At 69.3% G+C, this 20,830-nt stretch carries 18 protein-coding genes, 1 pseudogene and 1 riboswitch; of the genes and pseudogenes, 10 read left to right on the top strand and 9 right to left on the bottom strand.

Translation table 11 applies throughout. The features are described 5' to 3' along the window. Positions 1-19 precede the first annotated feature (19 nt). The 4 genes from GGR66_RS12720 (at position 20) to GGR66_RS12705 (ending at position 4,823) form a co-directional block, all read left to right on the top strand. On the top strand, positions 20-232 hold the full coding sequence (locus GGR66_RS12720) for a heavy metal-associated domain-containing protein (protein WP_184448460.1): 213 nt from the start codon (positions 20-22) through the stop codon (positions 230-232). A gap of 119 nt (positions 233-351) precedes the next feature. After that, on the top strand, positions 352-1,455 hold the full coding sequence (locus tag GGR66_RS12715; protein ID WP_160969200.1) for a PLP-dependent cysteine synthase family protein: 1,104 nt from the start codon (positions 352-354) through the stop codon (positions 1,453-1,455). A gap of 61 nt (positions 1,456-1,516) precedes the next feature. Next, complete coding sequence (locus tag GGR66_RS12710; protein WP_184448502.1) at positions 1,517-3,541, top strand: M3 family metallopeptidase; 2,025 nt, start codon at positions 1,517-1,519, stop codon at positions 3,539-3,541. A 373-nt stretch (positions 3,542-3,914) separates the two neighbouring features. Beyond that, positions 3,915-4,823 carry a hypothetical protein gene (locus tag GGR66_RS12705; protein WP_255421684.1) on the top strand — a complete coding sequence of 303 codons (909 nt, stop codon included), beginning with the start codon at positions 3,915-3,917 and terminating at the stop codon, positions 4,821-4,823. 46 nt (positions 4,824-4,869) lie between these two features. On the opposite strand, the gene fabB is transcribed toward GGR66_RS12705, so the two are convergent. Both fabB and fabA read right to left on the bottom strand, forming a co-directional pair. Then, positions 4,870-6,078: a beta-ketoacyl-ACP synthase I gene (gene fabB, locus GGR66_RS12700; protein WP_184448459.1), complete on the bottom strand. Its 1,209-nt coding sequence runs from the start codon at positions 6,076-6,078 to the stop codon at positions 4,870-4,872. Beyond that, positions 6,078-6,593 carry a 3-hydroxyacyl-[acyl-carrier-protein] dehydratase FabA gene (fabA, locus tag GGR66_RS12695; protein ID WP_160968846.1) on the bottom strand — a complete coding sequence of 172 codons (516 nt, stop codon included), beginning with the start codon at positions 6,591-6,593 and terminating at the stop codon, positions 6,078-6,080. The genes fabB and fabA overlap by 1 nt, the downstream gene beginning before the upstream one ends. A gap of 209 nt (positions 6,594-6,802) precedes the next feature. On the opposite strand from fabA, the gene dinB reads away from it, so the two are divergent. Together dinB and gph are read left to right on the top strand one after the other, a co-directional pair. After that, complete coding sequence (gene dinB, locus GGR66_RS12690; protein ID WP_184448458.1) at positions 6,803-7,864, top strand: DNA polymerase IV; 1,062 nt, start codon at positions 6,803-6,805, stop codon at positions 7,862-7,864. A 444-nt stretch (positions 7,865-8,308) separates the two neighbouring features. Next, positions 8,309-8,962, top strand: coding sequence for a phosphoglycolate phosphatase (gene gph, locus GGR66_RS12685; RefSeq protein WP_184448457.1), 654 nt, complete (start codon positions 8,309-8,311; stop codon positions 8,960-8,962). Positions 8,963-9,448: 486 nt separating this feature from the next. Here gph and btuB read toward each other — a convergent pair whose 3' ends face one another. The 3 genes from btuB to GGR66_RS12670 all read right to left on the bottom strand — a co-directional run bounded on the left by btuB (position 9,449) and on the right by GGR66_RS12670 (position 12,843). After that, entirely contained in the window at positions 9,449-11,320 is a 1,872-nt protein-coding gene (btuB, locus tag GGR66_RS12680; RefSeq protein WP_184448456.1) for a TonB-dependent vitamin B12 receptor, read from the bottom strand. A 113-nt stretch (positions 11,321-11,433) separates the two neighbouring features. Next, positions 11,434-11,651, bottom strand: a riboswitch (cobalamin riboswitch). A gap of 284 nt (positions 11,652-11,935) precedes the next feature. Next, positions 11,936-12,364, bottom strand: a complete 429-nt coding sequence (locus GGR66_RS12675; protein WP_184448455.1) for a TfoX/Sxy family protein — start codon at positions 12,362-12,364, stop codon at positions 11,936-11,938. Then, positions 12,361-12,843, bottom strand: a complete 483-nt coding sequence (locus GGR66_RS12670) for a GAF domain-containing protein (RefSeq protein ID WP_184448454.1) — start codon at positions 12,841-12,843, stop codon at positions 12,361-12,363. Before GGR66_RS12670 ends, GGR66_RS12675 begins: the two co-directional genes overlap by 4 nt. 117 nt (positions 12,844-12,960) lie before the next feature. Between GGR66_RS12670 and bioD the strand changes: the two genes are divergently transcribed. Continuing rightward, entirely contained in the window at positions 12,961-13,650 is a 690-nt protein-coding gene (gene bioD, locus GGR66_RS12665; protein WP_184448453.1) for a dethiobiotin synthase, read from the top strand. Positions 13,651-14,063: 413 nt separating this feature from the next. Here bioD and GGR66_RS12660 read toward each other — a convergent pair whose 3' ends face one another. The 3 genes and pseudogenes from GGR66_RS12660 to GGR66_RS12650 form a co-directional block, all read right to left on the bottom strand. Continuing rightward, positions 14,064-14,441 carry a phasin family protein gene (locus tag GGR66_RS12660; protein ID WP_160968855.1) on the bottom strand — a complete coding sequence of 126 codons (378 nt, stop codon included), beginning with the start codon at positions 14,439-14,441 and terminating at the stop codon, positions 14,064-14,066. A 269-nt stretch (positions 14,442-14,710) separates the two neighbouring features. Continuing rightward, positions 14,711-15,070 (bottom strand): 6-carboxytetrahydropterin synthase QueD, encoded by a 360-nt coding sequence (queD, locus tag GGR66_RS12655; RefSeq protein WP_017916250.1) that lies wholly within the window; start codon positions 15,068-15,070, stop codon positions 14,711-14,713. A 248-nt stretch (positions 15,071-15,318) separates the two neighbouring features. Then, a pseudogene (locus GGR66_RS12650) lies at positions 15,319-16,635 on the bottom strand (DEAD/DEAH box helicase); the annotation flags it as partial. A 345-nt stretch (positions 16,636-16,980) separates the two neighbouring features. Here GGR66_RS12650 and GGR66_RS12645 point away from each other — a divergent pair. Together GGR66_RS12645 and maiA are read left to right on the top strand one after the other, a co-directional pair. Continuing rightward, positions 16,981-17,970 carry a fumarylacetoacetate hydrolase family protein gene (locus tag GGR66_RS12645; protein WP_160968859.1) on the top strand — a complete coding sequence of 330 codons (990 nt, stop codon included), beginning with the start codon at positions 16,981-16,983 and terminating at the stop codon, positions 17,968-17,970. Positions 17,971-18,059: 89 nt separating this feature from the next. After that, a complete protein-coding gene (maiA, locus tag GGR66_RS12640) occupies positions 18,060-18,716 on the top strand; it encodes a maleylacetoacetate isomerase (RefSeq protein ID WP_184448452.1) in 657 nt (218 codons plus the stop codon). Positions 18,717-19,191: 475 nt separating this feature from the next. Here maiA and GGR66_RS12635 read toward each other — a convergent pair whose 3' ends face one another. After that, positions 19,192-20,328: a PilT/PilU family type 4a pilus ATPase gene (locus GGR66_RS12635; protein ID WP_160968863.1), complete on the bottom strand. Its 1,137-nt coding sequence runs from the start codon at positions 20,326-20,328 to the stop codon at positions 19,192-19,194. A gap of 99 nt (positions 20,329-20,427) precedes the next feature. Between GGR66_RS12635 and GGR66_RS12630 the strand changes: the two genes are divergently transcribed. Next, entirely contained in the window at positions 20,428-20,820 is a 393-nt protein-coding gene (locus GGR66_RS12630) for a DUF4398 domain-containing protein (protein ID WP_048491628.1), read from the top strand. Positions 20,821-20,830 lie beyond the last annotated feature (10 nt).

The following is a 20,830-nucleotide window of genomic DNA, read 5'->3' as shown; positions in this document are numbered from 1 at the left end:
CTTCACTTTGGAGCCTGACATGCAACATCTCGATCTCCTCGTCCACGGCATGAGTTGCGGCGGCTGCAGCGCGCGGCTGCAGCGGGTGCTGGACGCCTGTCCGGGCGTGAGCGCCAGCACGGTGGTGCTGGAGGGCGGGCGCGTGGGCATCGACTACGACCCCGCGCGCATCGACGTGGCCGCGCTGGAGCAGGCGATCGCCGACGCCGGTTTCAGCGTGGCCGCCGGCTGAGCGCCGCCCCGGCGCCACGCCACGCCGGGTGAACGCCGGCGTGGCGGCCGCGGTCGCGCATGACCCGGGCGCGTGCCGGGCGTGTATCGTGGGCGCGGTTTCTCCGCTCCCGCACCGCCATGACCCATCGCGCTTGGGTGGCCGCCGCCATCCAGAAGATCGAAGCCGACTTCAACCGCTCGGCCGACACCCATCTGATCCCGCTGGACCTGCCCGGTTTCCCCGGCATCGACCTGTATTTCAAGGACGAATCCAGCCATCCCACCGGCAGCCTCAAACATCGCCTGGCGCGCTCGCTGTTCCTGTACGCGCTGGCCAACGGCTGGCTGCGCGAGGGGCGGCCGGTGATCGAGGCCTCCAGCGGCTCCACGGCGGTGTCCGAGGCGTACTTCGCGCGCCTGCTGGGGCTGCCGTTCATCGCGGTGATGCCGGCGACGACCTCGCCGGAAAAGATCGCCGCGATTGAGTTCCAGGGCGGGCGCTGCCACCTGGTCGGGCGCGCCTGCGACCTGCATGCCGATTCGGTGCAACTGGCACGCGAGACCGGCGGCCATTTCATGGACCAGTTCCTCTACGCCGAACGCGCCACCGACTGGCGCGCCAACAACAACATCGCCGAATCGATCTTCCGGCAGATGCAGGAGGAGCCGCACCCGATCCCGGCCTGGATCGTGTGCAGCCCCGGCACCGGCGGCACCGCGGCCACGCTCGGGCGCTACGTGCGCTATCGGCGCCATCCCACCCGCATCCTGTGCGCGGATCCGGAGGTGTCGCTGTTCTTCGACGGCTACCGCGAGGCGCTGGCCGGGCGCGACTACGCCGGCCTGGAAAGCACCGGCGGCTCGCGCATCGAAGGCATCGGTCGGCCGCGGGTGGAGCCGAGCTTCATCCCCAGCTGCGTGGATGCGATGGTCAAGGTGCCCGACGCGCTGAGCCTGGCGGCGATGCGCTACGTCAGCGCGCGCCTGGGCCGGCGCGTGGGCGGCTCCACCGGCACCAACTTCGTCGGCGTGCTGCAGGCGGCCACGCGCATGCGCGAGCAGGGCCGCAGCGGCGCCATCGTCACCATCCTGTGCGACAGCGGCGAGCGCTACGTGCACAGCTACTACCGGCCGCAGTGGTACGCCGAGCACGGCATCGACGTGGACCAGGCCGATGCGCAGCTGGCCGCGGCGGTGGCCGGCGCCGGGTTGCCGCCGCTGCCTTGTGCCGCGCTGGACTAACCGCCATCTCACTGCCATGGCCGGCGCCGCCGGCCTTCCTTCCGTGACCGAGACTTCCGCGATGACCAATCCCCTGCTCGATTTTTCCGGCCTGCCGCGCTTCGATGCGATCCAGCCCGAGCACATCGGCCCGGCGATCGACACCCTGCTGGCGCAGGCCGAGGCCGCGGTGGCAGCCGCCGAGACCGTGGCGCCGGTGCGCTGGGACAACTTCGTGGCGCCGCTGGACGACGCCACCGAGCGCCTGTGGCGCGCCTGGGGCCAGGTGAGCCACCTGCAGGCGGTGGTCAACACACCGGCGCTGCGCGAGGCCTACAACGCCAACCTGCCCAAGGTGACGCGCTTCTCCAGCGCGCTGGGGCAGAACCTGGCGCTGTTCGCGCAGTACCGCACGCTGGCGCAATCGCCGGAGGCGGCAACGCTCGGCCCGGCGCAGCGCAAGGTGCTGGACAACGCGTTGCGCGATTTCCGCCTGGGCGGCGCCGAACTGAGCGAGGCCGACAAGCAGCGCTTCGCCGCGATCCAGGAAGAACTGTCGGCGCTGTCGGCCAAGTTCTCGCAGAACGTGCTCGACGCCACCGATGCGTGGTCGCTGTTGATCGACGACGAGGCGCGCCTGGCCGGCCTGCCCGAGGACAGCATCGCCGCCGCGCGCGCAGCGGCCGAACGCGATGGCCAGGCGGGCTGGAAGCTGACCCTGCAGATGCCGTGCTACCTGCCGGTGCAGATGTACGCCGAGGATCGCGCGCTGCGCGAGACGCTGTACCGCGCCAACGCGATCCGCGCCTCGGAGTTCGGCGATGCGGCGCTGGACAACAGCGCGGCGATCGGTCGCATCCTCGCCTTGCGCGGCGAACTGGCCGCGCTGCTCGGCTTCGCCAGCTACGCCGAGTATTCGCTGGCCACGAAGATGGCGCAGGATCCCGCACAAGTGCTCGACTTCCTGCACGATCTGGCCGCACGCGCCAAGCCCTACGCGCAGCGCGACCGCGCCGAACTGGAGGCATTCGCGCGCGAGCATCTGGGCCTGGACACGCTGGAAGCCTGGGACCTGGCCTATGCCGGCGAGAAGCTCAAGCAGGCGCGCTACAGCTTCTCCGAGCAGGAAGTGAAGCGCTACTTCACCGAGCCCAAGGTGCTGGACGGCCTGTTCGGCCTGATCCACGACCTGTACGGCTTGCGCGTGGAGGCCGACAGCGCGCCGGTGTGGCATCCGGACGTGCGTTTCTTCCGCCTCAGCGACGCGCAGGGGCGCCTGGTCGGGCAGTTCTATCTGGACCTGTACGCGCGCGAAGGCAAGCGTGGCGGCGCCTGGATGGACGATTGCCGCAATCGCCGCGAGCGCGCCGACGGCGTGCAGACCCCGCTGGTGTACCTGGTGTGCAACTTCGGCCGCGGCAGCGACGGCAAGCCGGCCACCTTCACCCACAACGAAGTCACCACCCTGTTCCACGAGATGGGCCACGGCCTGCACCAGTTGCTGACCCAGGTCGGCGAACTGGGCGTGGCCGGCATCAACGGCGTGGAATGGGATGCGGTGGAACTGCCCAGCCAGTTCATGGAGAACTTTTGCTGGGAATGGCCGCGCCTGCAGGCGATGACCGCCCACGTGGACAGCGGCGAGCCGCTGCCGCGCGCACTGTTCGACAAGATGCTGGCGGCGAAGAACTACCAGAGCGGCATGTTCACCGTGCGCCAGCTCGAGTTCGCGCTGTTCGACATGCAGTTGCACCACGACTTCGATGCGCAGGCCGACAGCGTGCTGCAGTTGCTCGAGCGCGTACGCGACGAAGTGGCGGTGAATCGGCCGCCGGCCTGGAATCGCTTCCCGCACCAGTTCAGCCACATCTTCGCCGGCGGCTATGCGGCCGGCTACTACAGCTACAAATGGGCCGAGGTGCTCAGCGCCGACGCCTATGCGGCGTTCGAGGAAGCGCCTGACCAGTTGCCCGCCACCGGCGCGCGCTTCCTGCGCGAGATCCTCTCGCGCGGCGGCAGCCGTCCGGCGCTGGAGAACTTCACCGCCTTCCGCGGCCGCGCGCCGGAGCTGGAGGCGCTGCTGCGGCACAGCGGCATGGCGGGGTAAGCGGGGATTCGAGAGTTGGGATTGGGGATTTGTGATTTTTCGCGAGTGCATGGCATTCCTCGCGCTTCTGGCTTTGTTGTAGGAGCGGCTTCAGCCGCGACGGGGCATTACCGGTAACGCCTGTCGCCGCCGAAGCCGCTCCTGCAGAAAATGGCTTGCCAATGTTTGGCTCCGCACAGCACGTTGCCGCCCCCAATCCCCAATCCCCAATCCCCGCTTTCAACAGCCACAGGCTGGTCATCCCCAATCCCCAATCCCCAATCCCCAATCCCCAATCCCGGCTCCTCTGTGCTAGAACAAAACGCAGCGGCACGGCGATCTTCGCCGCCGCGATCGCGGCGCAGGAGCGGCCGCTGCGCACAAGGAGGACCGCATGAAGCGAGCAGGGTGGTGGACGCCGTTGCTGTTGGGCATGGCCGCGCCAGCGTTGGCGCAGGACGGCAGCGGCACGGTGCGCATCGGCGCCAGCCTGCGTGCCGGCCCCGCACCGGAGTATCCGCGCGTGGTCACCCCGGTCACCGACGAGGCGCTGCGGGTGCATGGCTGCACCCGCGACTGGGCCTGGTGCGATGTCAGTTGGCGCGAGAAACGCGGCTGGCTGCCGGCCGGTGCGATCGACTTCAACGCCCAGGAACAGGGCGTTGCGCCCGGCGTGCCCACGGTCGGCTTTGCGCTGGACCGCTATTGGGACACGCACTATCGCGGTCAGCCGTGGGCGCGCGAACGCGCGCGCTATCGATCGCTGGAAAGCACCGCGACCGCGGCCGGCCCGGCGCAGATTCCTGCCCCGCTGCAGCGCCAGTTGGCGCCGCAATGGCGGACGCCGCCGTCGCCTGCGTCCGCGTCCGAGGCGGTGAGCGCCACGCCGCAATGGACGCCGCCCGGCGAGCAGATGTACCAGATCCCGCCGCCGGACGCGCTCAATCCCCGCTACAACAAGGAACTGGCGAAGGAGTTGCAACGCCAGGACGACGACCGCCGCCAGCGCGAATCGATGGGACTGATGCCCGTGCCGCCGCCTGCGTCCGCGCCATCGGCATCGCCGTCGTGGCCGCCGTCGCCGGCGACGATCCAATGGGTCGAGCGGCATCCGCCGAAGCCGAGTTCGCCACCACCGCCACCACCGCCGCCACCACCGCCACCACCACCGCCGCCACCACCGCCACCACCGCCACCACCGCCACCACCGCCTCCGCCTCCGCCTTCAGCGCCACCGGCCAAGCCGGAAGCGCACAAGGACCACGACGCCGGGCGTCGCGACGTCAGGCAACTGGAGCGTTGACGCGCGGCACGCTGCCGCTCCTGGCAGCGTGCGCGTTTGGCCCGGCTCAGGCCTTGGCGAACACCAGCGCGGCGTTGGTGCCGCCGAAGCCGAAGCTGTTGGACATCACCGTGCGCAACGCGGCATCGCGGCTCTCGCGGACGATCGGGAAGCCCTCGGCGCGGGGATCCAGCGTGTCGATGTTGGCCGAGCCGGCGATGAAGCCGTCGCGCAGCATCAGCAGGCAGTAGATCGCCTCGTGCACGCTGGCCGCGCCCAGCGAATGTCCGGACAGCGCCTTGGTCGAGGACAGCGGCGGCACCGCATCGCCGAACACCGCGCGCACCGCGTCCAGCTCGGTGACGTCGCCCAGCGGCGTCGAGGTGCCATGGGTGTTGAGGTAGTCGATCGGAGTGTCCACGCCCTGCAGCGCCATGCGCATGCAGCGCACCGCGCCTTCGCCGGACGGGGCGACCATGTCGGCGCCGTCGGAGGTCACGCCGTAGCCGACCAGTTCGGCATGGATGCGCGCCCCGCGCGCTACCGCGCGCTCGTAGTCCTCCAACACCAGCATGCCGCCGCCGCCGGCGATGACGAAGCCGTCGCGCGCGGCATCGTAGGGCCGCGACGCCACCGCCGGCGTGTCGTTGAAGCCGGTGGACAGCGCGCCCATCGCGTCGAACATCAGGCTCATGGTCCAGTCCAGCTCTTCGCCGCCGCCGGCGAACATCACGTCCTGCTGGCCGTGGCGGATCAGGTCCGCCGCCGCGCCGATGCAGTGCGCCGAGGTCGCGCAGGCCGCCGACAGCGAATAGCTCACGCCCTTGATCTTGAACGCGGTGGCCAGGCTGGCCGACACCGCCGAACACATCGTGCGCGGCACCATGTACGGGCCGACCTTGCGCACGCCGCGGTTGCGCAGCAGGTCCGCCGCTTCCACCTGCCAGTGGCTGGAGCCGCCACCGGAGCCGGCGATCAGGCCGATGCGCGGATCGCTGATCGCCGCCTCGTCCAGACCGGCATCGGCCAGCGCATCGCGCAGCGCCAGATAGGCGTAGGCCGAGGCATCGCCCATGAAGCGCTTGAGCTTGCGGTCGATCGCCGCGTCCAGGTCCAACTGCACATCGCCGCCGACCTGGCTGCGCAGGCCGGCTTCCACCGCCTGCGGGTTATGGCGGATGCCGGGCTGGCTTTCGCGCAATGCGCGCGACACGCTGTTCAGGTCGTTGCCCAGGCACGAAGTGATGCCCATCCCGGTAATTGCCACGCGCCGCATCAGAATGCCTCCGTCGAAGTGAACAGGCCCACGCGCATGTCCTTGGCGGTATAGATCTCGCGCCCATCCACCGACATGCGGCCATCGGCCACCGCCATCACCAGCTTGCGGTTGATCACCCGGCTGATGTCGATCTCGTAGACCACCTGCCTGGCGGTGGGCAGCACCTGCCCGGTGAACTTCACCTCGCCCACGCCCAGCGCACGGCCACGGCCGGGTGCGCCCAGCCAGGTCAGGAAGAAGCCGGTCAACTGCCACATCGCATCCAGGCCCAGGCAGCCGGGCATGACCGGGTCGCCGATGAAATGGCAGCCGAAGAACCACAGGTCCGGGCGGATATCCAGTTCGGCGCGGATCACGCCCTTGCCGTGCGCGCCGCCGGTCTCGTCGATGGCGACGATGCGGTCGAACATCAGCATCGGGTCGTTGGGCAGGCGCCCGGCGTCGGCGCCGAACAGCTCGCCGCGTGCGCTGGCGAGCAATTGCTCGCGAGAATAGGAGGACAGACGACTCATGAGCGGAACATTCCCAGGCGAGACAGTCGAGGCGCGCAAGAGTGCATGAGCCTTGCGCGTTCAATCAAACGTTTTATCCGTACGCACGCGTAGTGTCGGCATCTGCGGCGGCGCGCGCACTGCGCCGGATCAAGGCGCGCATTCTCAGCCCGTGCGCAGTGCGGGGCTTATCATGCGCACACCGTTCGCAGGCGTAGGGTATGGGGTCGATGCGCAAGATCATTCACGTCGACATGGATGCGTTCTACGCGTCCGTGGAGCAGCGTGACGATCCGGCGCTGCGCGGCAAGCCGGTGGTGGTGGCCTGGCGCGGCATGCGCTCGGTGGTGTGCGCCGCCTCCTACGAGGCGCGCGTGTTCGGCGTGCGCTCGGCGATGCCGGCGCTGCGCGCCGAGCGGCTGTGCCCGGACGCGATCTTCGTGCCGCCGGATTTCGCTCGTTACAAGGCGGTGTCACGGCAGGTGCGCGAGATCTTCCAGCGCCACACCGACATGATCGAGCCGCTGTCGCTGGACGAGGCCTACCTGGACGTCACGGCGCCCAAGGGCGAATTGCGCACGGCCACCGAGATCGCCCAGACCATCCGCGCGCAGATCCGCGAGGAAACGGCGCTGACCGCCTCGGCCGGGATCGCGCCGAACAAGTTCCTGGCCAAGATCGCCTCGGACTGGCGCAAGCCCGACGGCCAGTTCGTGATCCGTCCGCATCGCGTGGACGCGTTCCTGACGCCGTTGCCGGTGAACAAGGTGCCCGGCGTGGGCAAGGTGATGGAGGCCAAGCTGGCGGAACTGGGCATCGCCACCGTCGGCGACCTGCGCGCGCGCGGCGAGGCCGAACTGGAAGCGCGCTTCGGCAGCTTCGGCCTGCGCCTGTACCAGCGTGCGCGCGGCATCGACGAACGCCCGGTGGAGTCGGACCAGCCGGTGCAGTCGATTTCCTCCGAAGACACCTTCGCCGAAGACCTGGCGCTGGACGCACTGGAGCCGGCGATCCGGCAACTGGCCGAGAGGACCTGGAACGCCACCCGCCGCACCGACCGCATCGCGCGCACGGTGGTGCTGAAGCTGAAGACCGCGCAGTTCCGCATCCTCACCCGCAGCTTCACTCCGGAGCAGCCGCCGGATTCGCTGCAGGCCTTGATCGACATCGCCCTTGCGCTGCGCGAGCGCGTGGACCTGCCGACGTCCACCCGTTATCGCCTGGTCGGCGTGGGCCTGTCCGGCTTCCACGAACGCGAGCCGGGACAGGCGCAGGGGTGCTTGTTCGGTTGAGCTGGTCGCGCGCGGAAGCTGTATCGTGTTCTACTGGTGCATGGATTGAAACGGGTTGTTGTAGCCGTCGAGGATGCCGAGTTGGCAGCCGCACCTTCACGGGTGCAGAGGTCGAAATAGGAACGGCTGCACCATAGGCAGCGTCTGTCGCAGTCCTGCCCTTAAGTGTGCGTGGATTGAAACCCGATCCGGGACAGCCAAGACAGGCACCAGCTCCAGTCGCACGGTTACCGGCGTGGATTGAAAGCCAAGGGAGACGCGAGCGAACCGGAAACGTGGCCTTCGCCTCTTCCGCGTCGGGACTGAAGTCCCTCCCACAGGGGCATGCTGCAAGGATTGGAACACCGACTTCATCGTCTGGTCATGCTGATCGGCCTTGTGGCGACCGCATACCAGCCTTGCCCCACCTACAATGCGCACTTCCCCCTCCCGCATTGGCACGACATGACGTTCCCCTACGCATTGGTGGTGTTCGACCTGGACGGCACCCTGGTCGACAGCGGCGCCGACATCGCCGAGGCGTTGAACCGCACGCTGGCCGACTTCGGCCTGCCGCGCGTGCCGGAGGCGACCGTGCTCGGCTGGATCGGCGAGGGTGTGCGCAAGCTGGTCGAGATCGCCTGGCGGCATGCCGGCGACGCCACGCCGCTCGAGACGGTGATGCCGACCTTCATGCGCCACTACGCCGAATGCCTGTTGCGCAGTCCGCGGCTGTATCCCGGCGCGGCCGAGGCGCTCGCGCAACTGCACGCGGACGGAGTCACGCTGGCGCTGTGCACCAACAAGCCGTCGGCGATGGTGCCGCCTTTGCTGCGCCATCTGGGCGTGGCCGATCTGTTCTCTGCGGTGCTGGGCGGCGACAGCCTGCCCGAACGCAAGCCCAGCCCGGCGCCGCTGCTGCACCTGGCACAGCAGTTCGCGCAACCGCCGGCACGCTGCCTGATGGTCGGCGATTCGGGGACCGACCTGCAGGCCGGGCAGGCCGCCGGCATGCCGGTGGCGCTGGTGCGCTACGGCTATCCGCGCGATCTGGATCTGGCCACCGCCGATGTGGTGCTGCTGATGGACGACCTGCGCGAGCTGCTGCAACTGCGTTGATACGACGGCGGTTCAAGCACCGCGGAGCAGCGCAAAGATCGGGATGCGGTTGAACGGCTTCAGCCGCGACAGGCTTTCCCGGCAAAGCCCGGCGCGGCTGAAGCCACTCCCACAATCCATGACGCAGTACGCCCCTCTCCCCCCGGGAGAGGGGTTGGGGTGAGGGTACGGGCGCGTAGCGGGCGCCGAACTGTGAGGTTTGTGCAGCGATGCATGAGCACGAAGGCGGGTGTTTGCGTTCGAAAGCCAGCGGCCCTTATCGCGCGCGACCAATTGCGCGATGCGTGGCGCATGCCTGCGTTGAGAATGCGCGCATCTGCATCCGACGTGGTCGCACATCCCGCCTTTCGTAGGAGCGGCTTCAGCCGCGACGGGAGTTCGCGGGAAAGCCTGTCGCGGCTGAAGCCGCTCCTACAAAAAAGACGCGCGTGTTTTCCGTGCGGGCTGCCCCGCGCCACGCCCGCCGGCGCAGCACGGGACGCCGACTCAGCGCGCCGCCGGCGCGTAGCGCAGGGTCAGCGCGTACTCGCGGCCCGGCTGGTTGTACCAGTTGATGGTCTGGTAGTCGCGGTCGAACACGTTGCTGGCCTTGGCCTGCAGCGTCCAGTCCGGGGTGAACGCGTATTCCGCGCGCAGGTCGACGGTGCCGTAGCCGGCCAGGCGTACGCGGTTGGCCGCGTCGTCGAAGCGGTGGCCGCTGCCGAAGACGGTGACGCCGAGCTTGACCGGGCCGATGCCGCGATCCACGTCCAGGCGCGCGGTGTTCTGCGCGCGGCGCGCCAGCCAGTTGTCGCGGTTGTCGCCATCGCTGCGGTTGCGCGGGTCGGTGTGGCTCAGCTGCGCCGACAGTTCCCAGCCGGCCAGCAATGCATAGCCGGTCAGTTCGGCGCCGCGGATGCGCGCCTCGTCCACGTTGACCGGCAGGAAGCTGATCGCGTCGTAGGAGATCAGGTCCTTGACCCGGGTCTCGTAGGCGTTGAAGGTCCAGTTCCAGCTGTCGGCGTACTGCGCCACGCCCAGGTTGCCGCTCTTGGAACGCTCCGGCTTCAACTCCGGATTGCCGGCGAACGGGTAGTACAGGTCGTTGAAGGTCGGCGCCTTAAAGCCGGTGCCGACGCTGGCGGTGAGCTTGAGGCCATGCGCCAGCGCCAGGCCCCAGCCGAGGCTGCCGGTGGTGTGCTCGCCGAACTGCTCGTTGTCGTCGCTGCGCACGCTGGCCTGCACCTGCTGCGCGCCGAAACGGCCCTGGTACTCGGCGAACACGCCGGTGTTGTCGCGGCTGTCGACGTCGAAAGCGGTGGTGCTGGTGACGTGCTCGCGTTGCCAGTCGCTGCCGACGCTGAGCAGGTGGCCTTCGGCCAGGGTGATGTCGCCCTGCAGCGCGGCGGTGTCGCGGCGGCTGTCGAAGGTGCTGACGAAGTTGCGGGTGCGCGCGCCGGGGGCACGATAGTAGCTGTCGGCGTCGTCGACGTTGCGACCGAGCTGCGCGGCCAGGTGCAGGCGATCGGACGGGGTCCAGTCCAGCTTGCCGCCGAACACCTGCTGGGTGTTGTCGGCCTCGTTGCCGGCGAACAGCGGATCGCCGTCGTACTCGTTGCGGCTGTCGATGTTCAGCGCCTGGCCTTCGATGCGCAGCGTGTCGGTCAGCGCGTAGCCGCCGCGCGCGCTCAGCGAGACGTTGCGGTAGCCGTCGCGGTCGGGCTGGTCGACGAAGCAGCCGGCGAACAGCGTGGCCGAGCCGTTGCAGGCATTGATGCCGTCGGTCTTCTGGTAGCCGCCCTGCACGGCCAGCCAGCCGCGCTCGCCGCGGTTGCTGAAGCCGGCGCCGGCCTCGCGCAGGCCGTGGCTGCCGCCGCCCAGGCTCAGGTTCTGCTGGAAGCCTTGACCGCCGCGGCGGGTGAAGATCTGGATGACGCCGCCGATCGCGTCGGAGCCGTACAGGCTCGACCGCGGGCCACGCACGATCTCGATGCGCTCGATCTGGCTCAGCGGCAGGTCCTGGAACGCGGCCAGGCCGGCGCTGGCCGAGCCGATGCGCACGCCGTCCACCAGCACCAGCACGTGGTCCGATTCGCTGCCGCGCAGGCTCAGCGTGGTCAGCTTGCCCAGGCCGCCCTGATTGGAGATGCCGATGCCGGCGCGACCCTGCAGCAGCTGCGCCAGCGACGTGGCCTGGCTGCGCTCGATCTCCGCGCGGTCGATGACCTGCGCCGGGACCACGCTGTCCTCCACCGAGATCTGAGTGCGGGTGGCGGTGACCAGGACCTGGTCGAGATCGGTGGCGGCGTCGGCGGCGTGGGCCAGCGCGGGCAGGGACAGGGCGGACGCGATCGCGACCGAAAGCAGGCGGGACGACATGGGTGGCAACTCCGGCGCGCGGCTGCGCGCTGTGACGGCGAGGGAGTCGCGAACGGAAGGTGCAAGCGGACGGCGCCGAACGCGGCGCGGCACGCCGCGACGCCCTCCGCATCGCAACCAGTGAGCTGCAAGGCCGGTCTCCGGGCTGGCGATCGGGGAGGCGGACCTCCCGGCTGCGACGCCTTCCCATGCCGTGGCACAGTGGCGAAAGTCGTCAGCGCGGATCGCTTACCGTTGCGGGGGCAGCGCCGGCCTTGTCGCAAGACGCACCGGCTTCCCGTTTCAACCCGCTGGCCGGAGCCGGTGGGTCACCTTGAAGCGGCGCGATTGTACGCGATCGCCGCTGGCTGCGCGGGGTAGGGCATGCCCATCCATCCCGGGGATGCGGCTTTGGGTCTGGCAGGCGCGCCACCGGTGTTGCGTGGCGCAGCGCCGACGGGTAGTCAGGTCGGGCCGCGCGGCGCAGGCGACATGCCGGCCAGACCTCGCCCGAAGGGCTGTGATCGCGTGCGTCCGTGGTCGCGTCGTCGCTCGGGCGCGGACTCACGTCCACGTTCTGCGTTGTCACAGGCATGCGCAATCAAGGCGCGGCATGCTTGGGGATGCGGCAACGCCCTAGTCGGCGTGGGTGCCGTGGCCGTCGTCGTCGCCGTGATGGTCGGCCACCGGCGTGTCGTGCGCCTCGTGCGCGTAGGCGCCGTCGGCAGCGTCGTCGCCGCGCGTGTCGTCGCGGTCGAAATGGGTGGTCGCCACCGGCCCGGCAACGGGCAGGCCGCGCTGCGCCGGCAGCGCCGCCGTCGCGGTCTCCAGCTCGCCCAGCAACTGCGCGCGCCGCGCCTCGGACAGTTCCTGCCAGTGACAGCCGCTGAGCGCGCCTTCCAGCGAATACAGCAGGTTGAGGCTGGGCTTGAAGCCGGCGCGCTTGACCTTGACGAAGGCGCCGACCGCGCCGGCCGCCTCCAGGTCCTGCTGCGTGCGCACGCCGACCTGGCGCAGCCAGGCCGCACTCTTGGGGCCGATGTTGCGCAGCTTGGCCGTGCTCATCGCAGGCTGTCGACGAAGACCTGGGCGATCGCTTCCAGGCCGCGCTGGTCGTCGGCGTCGAAGCGGGCCAGGTCCGGGCTGTCCAGGTCGAACACGCCGACCAATGCACTGTCGCGCAGCAGCGGCACCACCAGTTCCGAGCGCGAGGCGGAATCGCAGGCGATGTGCCCGGGGAACGCCTCCACGTCGTCGATGCGCTGGGTCTGGCCGCTGCTGGCAGCCGCGCCGCACACGCCCTTGTGCAACGGAATGCGCACGCAGGCGGGCAGGCCCTGGAACGGGCCGACCACCAGTTCCTTGCCGTCGTAGAGATAGAAACCGACCCAGTTCAGCCGCGGCAGCGCGTGATACACCAGCGCGGCCAGGTTGGCGGCATTGGCGATGCGGTCGGGCTCCCCGGCGACCAGGGCACGGGCCTGGTCGAGCAACTGGGCGTACTGTTCCGGCTTGCTGCCGGTGAGCGAGGACGAGGCGAACATCGCGCGAGTCTAGCAGCGCGCTGCGTCCGCCGGCACCGCGGCGGCTGACGCGCGCGGCGCGCCCGGCTATCCTGCGCGCCGCCGCGCGTCCCGCCGGCCAACCGACAGGGTTTTCGCATGGCTGTTCCCGCCTTCTACGTCACCGGCACCGATACCGGCATCGGCAAGACCATCGCCAGCACCGCGCTGCTGCATGCCTTGCGCGCGCGTGGCCAGCGCGCGGTGGGCATGAAGCCGGTCGCCAGCGGCTGCAGTCGCGACGCCGACGGCTGGCGCAACGAGGACGCGCTTGCCCTGCAGGACGCGAGCACGCCGCGGCCGGCCTACGCCGATCTCAATCCCTACGCGCTGCCGCTGCCGCTGGCGCCGGAATTGGCCGCCGCCGATGCCGGCGTGCAACTGGAACTGGCGCCGATCGCCGCCGCCTTCGAACGCCTGAGTGCGCAGGCCGACGTGGTGGTGGTGGAGGGCGTCGGCGGCTGGGCGGCGCCGCTGTCGGCGACGCTGGATCAGGCCGATCTGGCGCGCGCGCTGGGACTGCCGGTGGTGCTGGTGGTTGGCCTGCGCCTGGGCTGCCTCAACCACGCCCGGCTCAGCGCCGCGGCGATCGCCGCCGACGGCCTGCAGTGCATCGGCTGGATCGGCAACGAGATCGACCCGGCGATGGAGCGCATCGACGACAACATGGCGATGCTGCGCGCGCGTCTGCCGATGCCGTGCTGGGGGCGCTTGCCGTACCGGCCGCAACCGCAGGCCGCGCAGTTGGCGGCGGAGTTGCAGCCGTGGGCGGGAATGTCCCCGGACTGAGCCGCTGCCGAGACGCGCGCTGCGCTGCCGGCTTGTGTGGGAGGGACTTCAGTCCCGACGCCTTGCCGATGACGCGTCGGGGCTGAAGCCCTTCCCACAGACAGGCATCCCGACTGCGGGTTCGGCTCGTCCCGAATGTTCGCTCCACTCCCGAAGCGCGCGCATAAGCCGGTAGAAGAAGAGATCTACCGGTTTCGAGCAGAGCATCGGCGCTGAAGCCTCTCCCATGAAGGAAGCCAGGAACGCCGGGACGCGCGAGATCGACAAATCCCCAATCCCCACTCCCGAATCCCGCCCATAAAAAAGGCCCGGTAGAGGGAGGGATCTACCGGGCCTGTGGTTGCACGGGGGGAGGGACCCATGCAGACCGAGCGTGCGTCGGGCGGCGAACCGCAGCGACGTCGAAAACGGTATTACTTGGCGGTGGGCTTGGCCTTGGGCGCAGCCTGTTCGGTCGCCGCCTCGAACTGGTGCTTGGCCAGCTGGCCGATCGCCTCGGAGGTCTTCAGGCCCAGGCCGAACACTTCCTGGTTGGCCGTGGCCAGCCGCTCGAAGTTGTCGCGGGCGATCTGCAGGCCCTTCGGCCACAGCGCCTGCACGGTGCCCAGATCGCGGGCCTCGGTCAGTTCGCCGAGGAAGCCGGTGGTGGCCGACACGTTCTTCTCGAAGGTCTTCAACTGCACGCCGAACACGCTCTCGGCGCTCTCCAGCGCCAGGCGGTTGGCACGCGCCGCGGCAGCGGCGAACTGCTGGGTGTAGCTGCTGAACTGATCGTTGAATTGAGCGGACATCATGCAACTCCGTTGGAATGCCGACTGCTGTTGCAGTGCAACATACGCCCATTCTGCTGCGATGCAACAAAATTTTCTGAAGCCGCTCAGGATTTGTTCAATCTACCTTTCGGATCAATGGCTTGGCGCAATTTTCCGGGGCTCGGCAAGGCGCCTCTGGGTTTATGGCAAGCGCCAATGCGCGCTACGACGCACGGGCGGGCGGCATTGCAAACGCTCAGCCACCGCGGTGCCGCCCTTGAGATTCTCCACTCCCCATTCCCAGCCTTTCAACCCGGACCGCGATAACGGCAGCCGGAGGTGCAGGTTTCATGGACCACCACTTCGCTCAGCAGCGGCAGTGCCGGCTTGAGCCGGTCCCAGATCCACACCGCCAGGCGTTCGCTGGTGGGGTTGTCCAGGCCCTCGATGTCGTTGAGGTAATGGTGGTCGAGCTGGTCGTAGAGCGGGCGGAAGGCCGCCTTGATGTCGCCGAAATCCATGACCCAGCCGCTCTCGGCGCCGGGTTCGCCGCTGACGTGCAGCTCGATGCGGAACGAGTGCCCGTGCAAGCGCGCGCACTTGTGGCCGGGCGGCACGTTGGGCAGGCGGTGTGCGGCTTCGAGGGTGAAGACTTTGAAGATATCCATGGGCGGCATTGTACGGGCAGGGGCGGGAGCGGCGCGGTCGCGCGCGGGTCGAGGCGATGCAGCGGCGGTGGCCCGTGGCGGGCATCGCACGGCGATGCCGTGCCTGTGCCCGCGCTGGGGCCACGCAACGAAAAAGCCGCCCCGAAGGGCGGCTTGTCGAGTGACGCGGCAGCGCTGTACGGGCGCTGCGATCAGCGCGGCGCGGCGGGACGGTTGCCGCCGTTGCCCTGCCGGCGTCCCTGGCCCTGGCGGCGTGCGCCGTCGGCGTGGTTGCCGCCGGGCTTCTTGCTGCCGGCGTGCGCATGCGCGTGCGCCGGCGCATCGCCATGGCCGCGACGGGCATGGCTGCCGCGACGCGGCGGACGGGCACCGCCCGGACGCTCGTCCGGCGGGTTGTTGTTGCCCCAGCGGATCGGCGTGACCGGCTCGAAGCCCGGCACGTCGCGGATGTCCATCTCCCGCTTGAGCATGCGCGCGATCGCGCGCAGCAGCTTGGCCTCGTCCTGCGCCACCAGCGAGATCGCCTCGCCGGTCGAACCGTTGCGGCCGGTGCGGCCGATGCGGTGCACGTAGTCCTCGGCGACCATCGGCAGGTCGTAGTTGATGACCTTGGGCAACTGGTCGATGTCGATGCCGCGCGCGGCAATGTCGGTGGCGACCAACACGGTGATGCGGCCGGCCTTGAAGTCGCTCAGCGCGCGCAGGCGCTGGCCCTGGCTCTTGTTGCCGTGGATCGCGGCGGTCTTCAGCCCGGACTTGTCCAGGAACATGGTCAGCTTGTCGGCACCGTGCTTGGTGCGGGCGAACACCAGGGTCTGCTTGCGCGAGTCGGCGGCCAGCAGGTGCAGCAGCAGTTCGCGCTTGCGCGCGCCGTCCACCGGGTGCACGCGGTGGGTGATGGTGTCGGCCACGGTGTTGCTCGGGGTGGCCTGGATTTCCTGCGGGTCGTGCATGAACTCGCGGGCCAGCTGCTTGATGCCTTCCTCGAAGGTGGCCGAGAACAGCAGGGTCTGCCGGTTCTGCTTGGGCAGCTTGGCGAGGATGCGCTTGATCGACGGCAGGAAGCCCATGTCGAGCATGCGGTCGGCCTCGTCCAGCACCAGGATCTCGATGCCCGACAGGTCCACGCTGCGACGCTCCAGGTGGTCGAGCAGGCGACCCGGGCAGGCGATCAGCAGGTCCACGCCGCGGCGCAGCGCGTCGAGCTGGTTGCCCATGCCCACGCCGCCGTAGATGGTGGTGCTGGGGATGCGCAGGTACTTGCTGTAGCCGCGCAGGCTGTCGTGCACCTGGGTGGCCAGCTCGCGGGTCGGGGTCAGGATCAGTGCGCGCGGCTTGCGCGGGCCGCCACTGCTGACCGGCTGCGGCGAGGTGCCCAGGTGCTGCAGCAGCGGCAGGCCGAACGCGGCGGTCTTGCCGGTGCCGGTCTGCGCGCCGGCCATCAGGTCATGGCCTTCCAGGGCGACGGGAATGGCCTGCGCCTGGATCGGGGTGGGGGTTTCGTAGCCCTGCTCGGCCAACGCGCGCAGCAGGAAGGGCGCAAGGCCCAGGGATTCGAACGACATGAGAATGCTCCGGATAACGCGCCGACGCCGGGACGGACCCGGCGCGCAGGCGCAAGTAGGTGAGGCTCGGAGCGTTCCCGTGAACCGCGCTGCGAGAGGGTGGATCAACCCGCAGCGCGAGGCTGGGGTTCGTCGGCACCACGAAAGGCGTCGGGCGGGGCGGGCGAGTCGGATCGTTGCGATCCTGGCCTCGCCGGCTGTCCCTGAGGGAAACGGACGGCCGCATGCAGACCGACATAGTCTACCTGAATTGGCGCGCTGCACAAACGTGGTGTCCGTTTCAGTTGAAACCAAGCAGGCGTCTGGCCGTACAATCGCCGGCTCAGCCCCCAGCACTGGACGGACATGAAGCTAGGTTCCCTGAAGGAAGGCGGTCGCGACGGCACCCTGATCGTCGTGTCCCGCGATCTGACCCGCGCGGTGCGCGCCACCGGCATCGCACCGACCCTGCAGCGCGCGCTGGAGGACTGGAGCAACCTCGCCCCGCGTCTGAACGCCCTGTCCGAGTCGCTCAACGACGGCAGCGCCGACGGCCAGTTCGACCTGGACATGGCGGCACTGGCGGCGCCACTGCCGCGCGCCTACGAATTCCTCGACGGCAGCGCCTACCTGCCGCACGTCGAGCGGGTGCGCCGTGCGCGCGGCGCCGAGGTGCCGGAGAGCTTCTACACCGATCCGCTGATGTACCAGGCGGTCAGCGCCGGCTTCTACGGCCCGCGCGATGCGGTCAAGGTGGTCAGCGAGGACTACGGCATCGACCTGGAGGCCGAGATCGTGGTGGTCACCGACGACGTGCCGATGGCGGTCAGCCCGGCGCAGGCCGCCGCGCACATCCAGCTGATCGGCCTGGTCAACGACGTGTCGCTGCGCAACCTGATTCCGCCGGAGCTGGCCAAGGGCTTCGGCTTCGTGCAGTCCAAGCCGCGTTCGGCGCTGTCGCCGGTGTTCGTCACCCCCGACGAACTGGGCCAGGCCTGGCAGGGCAACAAGGTGCACCTGCCGCTGCTGACCCACATCAACGGCGCCTGGTTCGGCGCGCCGGAAGCCGGCGAGGACATGCAGTTCGATTTCGCGCAGCTGGTCGCGCATGCGGCCAAGACCCGGCCGCTGGCGGCCGGCGCGGTGGTCGGCTCGGGCACCATCGCCAACCAGGACACCACACGCGGCGCCTCCTGCTTCGCCGAGCAGCGCACCGTGGAAACCCTGCGCGACGGCAAGCCGAGTACCCCATACATGTCCTTCGGCGACGTGGTGCGGATCGAGATGCTGGACCGTGACGGAGTGAGCATCTTCGGCGCGATCGAGCAGCGCATCGAGCAGGCACCGCTGCCCTGACCCGGCCGGCGGCGCTACCGGGGCGACCGGCGGCGCCGCACCGCCGCTGTCCACCGGTATCGTTGTCGATTGCGCAGACGGAGGCGGGCATGGACGAGGCACTGCAGCTTTACACCTACTGGCGATCCAGCGCCGCGTACCGGGTGCGCATCGCGCTGGAGCTCAAGCGTCTGGCCTACCAGTCGTTGCCGGTGCATCTGGTGCGCGACGGCGGGCAGCAGCACTCGCCGGAATATGCGCGGTTGAACCCGCAGGAGCTGGTGCCGACCCTGTGCCACGACGGCCAGCCGATCCGCCAGTCGTTGGCGATCCTGGAATACCTGGACGAGCGCTGGCCGGAGCCGCCACTGCTGCCGGACGCGCCGATCGACCGCGCCCGCGTGCGCGGCCTGGCGCAACTGATCGCCTGCGACATCCATCCGCTCAACAACCTGCGCGTGGCGCAGTTCTTCGAGAGCGCCTGGAACGTGCCGCAGCCCGAGCGCGAGGAGTGGATGCGGCACTGGATGCAGACCGGCTTCGACGCGCTGGAGCAGTTGCTGGCCGAGTCGCCCGACACTGGCCGCTTCTGCCACGGCGAGCAGCCGGGCCTGGCCGACTGCTGCCTGGTGCCGCAGCTGTACAACGCGCGTCGCTTCGGCGTGGACCTGCAGGTCTACCCGACCCTGAAACGGATCGAGCGCGCCTGCCTGGCGTTGCCGGCATTCGAGGCGGCGCGCCCGGAGAACCAGCCCGACGCGCAGTGAGTCGCGCTGCGCCGTAGCAGCGGCTTCCGTCGCGACCGGGCTTCCGATGATGCCCGGTCGGCCACCACCACCCTCCACCGCCGCATCGTTGCGCGTGAGGGTATGAGAGGGGCTTCCGTCCCGACTGCAGTGTGTCGGACGCTCCGGCTTTCGCGCGTCGCGGCTGAAGTCGCTTCCATAGAAGCTTGCGGCGAACTCGCCGGGTGCACTGTGGGAGGGACTTCAGTCCCGACGACGGGGGGTGTCAGTCGGCTTTTGGCTTCGCGCGTCGCGGCTGCATGACAGTTGACTCCCGCAGTGGCTGGGGCCGGGCCTGGCGCGTAACTGCGTGGAAGTGGCGTTTGCCCTGGCAAGGGCGACGCGGCAGCGACCGCCGATGGGCGGTCGGTCCACTGTTGCCGCGGCTGCATCGCGATCGCAGACCTGCGAAGCCCCGGCCGTGCCCTCGCCGCTGCTGTGACGAAGCGGCGAGGCCTCAGACGAACCCGTGGGTGATCCGCGGCGCGGCGCTGGGGCTGTCGTAGTCGGCGTAGGGGTCGTGCTCGCCGCTGCCGCCTTCGGACAGGCGGAACTTCAGGGCCAGGCCGTCGCGCGAGTCGGCCGCGCGCAGCGCTTCCTCCTGCTCGATCTGGCCCTGCTTGACCATGCGGAACAGGCACTGGTCGAAGGTCTCCATGCCTTCCTCCAGCGACTCCTCCATCGCCTGCTTGATCTCGTGGACCTGGCCGCGGCGCAGCAGGTCGCGGATCATCGGCGTGTTCAGCAGCACTTCCGAGGCCGGTCGGCGGCGTCCGCTGCTGTCCTTGACCAGGCGCTGCGAAATCACCGCGCGCAGGTTCAGCGACAGGTTCATCAGCACGTTCTTGTGCGCGTTCTCGGGGAAGAAGTTGAGGATGCGCTCGATGGTCTGGTCGGCATTGTTGGAGTGGAGGGTGGCCAGGCACAGGTGCCCGGTCTCGGCGAAGGCGATGGCCGCCTCCATGGTCTCCGCGTCCAGGATCTCGCCGATCAGGATCACGTCCGGCGCCTCGCGCATCGCGTTCTTCAGCGCGTTGTGGAAGGCGTGGGTGTCCAGGCCGACCTCGCGCTGGTTGACGATCGACAGCTTGTGCTTGTGCAGGTATTCGATCGGGTCCTCGATGGTGAGGATGTGCCCGGTGGTGGTGCTGTTGCGGTAGTCGATCATCGACGCCAGCGAGGTGGACTTGCCCGAGCCGGTCGAGCCGACCACCAGGACCAGCCCGCGCGGGGTCATGATCACGTCCTTGAGCACCTGTGGCAGGTGCAGCTCCTCGATGCTGGGGATCTTGCTGCGGATCGCGCGGATCACCATGCCGACCTCGCCGCGCTGCTTGAACACGTTGACGCGGAAGCGCCCGGCGTCCTGCAGGGCGATGGCCATGTTCAATTCCAGGTCCCGCTCGAACTGCGGCACCTGGCCTTCGTCCATCAGCGAGTAGGCGATCTTCTTGACCATGCCTGGCGGCAGGCCGGTGGCACCGAGCGGGTACAGCTTGCCTTCGATCTTGATATAGACCGGTGCTCCTGTGGTCAGGAACATGTCCGAGGCGTTCTTTTCGGTCATCAGCTTCAGGAAATAGCCGATATCCATGCGCAATGGTTCCCCAACGATCCGCAATCGCCCGTTGCAAGCGCGCCACAGGCTTCCGACAATGGCCGTGACCGACGTCTCCGTCCACGGCCCCCCTAGATGAAAACTAGCTTCGCACACTTCCGTTGTCAGCAGTATGTGATGGCCTGCGCATTGGCGTTGTTCGCCGCGCCGGCCGCGTTCGCCCAGGTGGCCTCGCCGGAGCTGCTGTCTGCCCAGCAGGCGGTGCAGCGCGCGATCCAGGCCGATGCCGACCAGTACGCGCCGGACCTGCTGGCCAGTGCCCGCCAGGGCCTGGAACAGGCGCAGCAGGCCGCGCTCGACCGCCGCCAGCGCAAGACCGCGCCGCAGCTGGCGCTGCGCGTGGCCGCCGATGCCGATCTGGCGCGGGCGCGCAGCGAGGAGGCGGTGGCCAATGCGCAACTGAAGCAGCGCCAGGCCGAGGTGGCCCAGCTGCAACAGACCCTGGGCACCGGGGAGGGCCGTCCATGAGCCGCGTCCT

The sequence above is a fragment of the Xanthomonas sp. 3498 genome, from assembly GCF_014199795.1.
Classification (GTDB): Bacteria; Pseudomonadota; Gammaproteobacteria; order Xanthomonadales; family Xanthomonadaceae; genus Xanthomonas_A; species Xanthomonas_A rydalmerensis.
Note: the sequence above shows the minus strand (reverse complement) of the source record. Positions and strands in the feature narration are given on the sequence as shown.

What these genes read in the sequence shown, in the direction of transcription:
- GGR66_RS12635 (WP_160968863.1), bottom strand. Translation starts at nt 20,328, where the DNA reads ATGGATATCGGCTATTTCCTGAAGCTGATGACCGAAAAGAACGCCTCG.
- GGR66_RS12630 (WP_048491628.1), top strand. Translation starts at nt 20,428, where the DNA reads ATGAAAACTAGCTTCGCACACTTCCGTTGTCAGCAGTATGTGATGGCC.
- dinB (WP_184448458.1), top strand. Translation starts at nt 6,803, where the DNA reads ATGCGCAAGATCATTCACGTCGACATGGATGCGTTCTACGCGTCCGTG.
- fabA (WP_160968846.1), bottom strand. Translation starts at nt 6,593, where the DNA reads ATGAGTCGTCTGTCCTCCTATTCTCGCGAGCAATTGCTCGCCAGCGCA.
- maiA (WP_184448452.1), top strand. Translation starts at nt 18,060, where the DNA reads ATGGACGAGGCACTGCAGCTTTACACCTACTGGCGATCCAGCGCCGCG.
- GGR66_RS12710 (WP_184448502.1), top strand. Translation starts at nt 1,517, where the DNA reads ATGACCAATCCCCTGCTCGATTTTTCCGGCCTGCCGCGCTTCGATGCG.
- bioD (WP_184448453.1), top strand. Translation starts at nt 12,961, where the DNA reads ATGGCTGTTCCCGCCTTCTACGTCACCGGCACCGATACCGGCATCGGC.
- fabB (WP_184448459.1), bottom strand. Translation starts at nt 6,078, where the DNA reads ATGCGGCGCGTGGCAATTACCGGGATGGGCATCACTTCGTGCCTGGGC.
- GGR66_RS12675 (WP_184448455.1), bottom strand. Translation starts at nt 12,364, where the DNA reads ATGAGCACGGCCAAGCTGCGCAACATCGGCCCCAAGAGTGCGGCCTGG.
- btuB (WP_184448456.1), bottom strand. Translation starts at nt 11,320, where the DNA reads ATGTCGTCCCGCCTGCTTTCGGTCGCGATCGCGTCCGCCCTGTCCCTG.
- gph (WP_184448457.1), top strand. Translation starts at nt 8,309, where the DNA reads ATGACGTTCCCCTACGCATTGGTGGTGTTCGACCTGGACGGCACCCTG.
- queD (WP_017916250.1), bottom strand. Translation starts at nt 15,070, where the DNA reads ATGGATATCTTCAAAGTCTTCACCCTCGAAGCCGCACACCGCCTGCCC.
- GGR66_RS12660 (WP_160968855.1), bottom strand. Translation starts at nt 14,441, where the DNA reads ATGTCCGCTCAATTCAACGATCAGTTCAGCAGCTACACCCAGCAGTTC.
- GGR66_RS12715 (WP_160969200.1), top strand. Translation starts at nt 352, where the DNA reads ATGACCCATCGCGCTTGGGTGGCCGCCGCCATCCAGAAGATCGAAGCC.
- GGR66_RS12670 (WP_184448454.1), bottom strand. Translation starts at nt 12,843, where the DNA reads ATGTTCGCCTCGTCCTCGCTCACCGGCAGCAAGCCGGAACAGTACGCC.
- GGR66_RS12720 (WP_184448460.1), top strand. Translation starts at nt 20, where the DNA reads ATGCAACATCTCGATCTCCTCGTCCACGGCATGAGTTGCGGCGGCTGC.
- GGR66_RS12645 (WP_160968859.1), top strand. Translation starts at nt 16,981, where the DNA reads ATGAAGCTAGGTTCCCTGAAGGAAGGCGGTCGCGACGGCACCCTGATC.
- GGR66_RS12705 (WP_255421684.1), top strand. Translation starts at nt 3,915, where the DNA reads ATGAAGCGAGCAGGGTGGTGGACGCCGTTGCTGTTGGGCATGGCCGCG.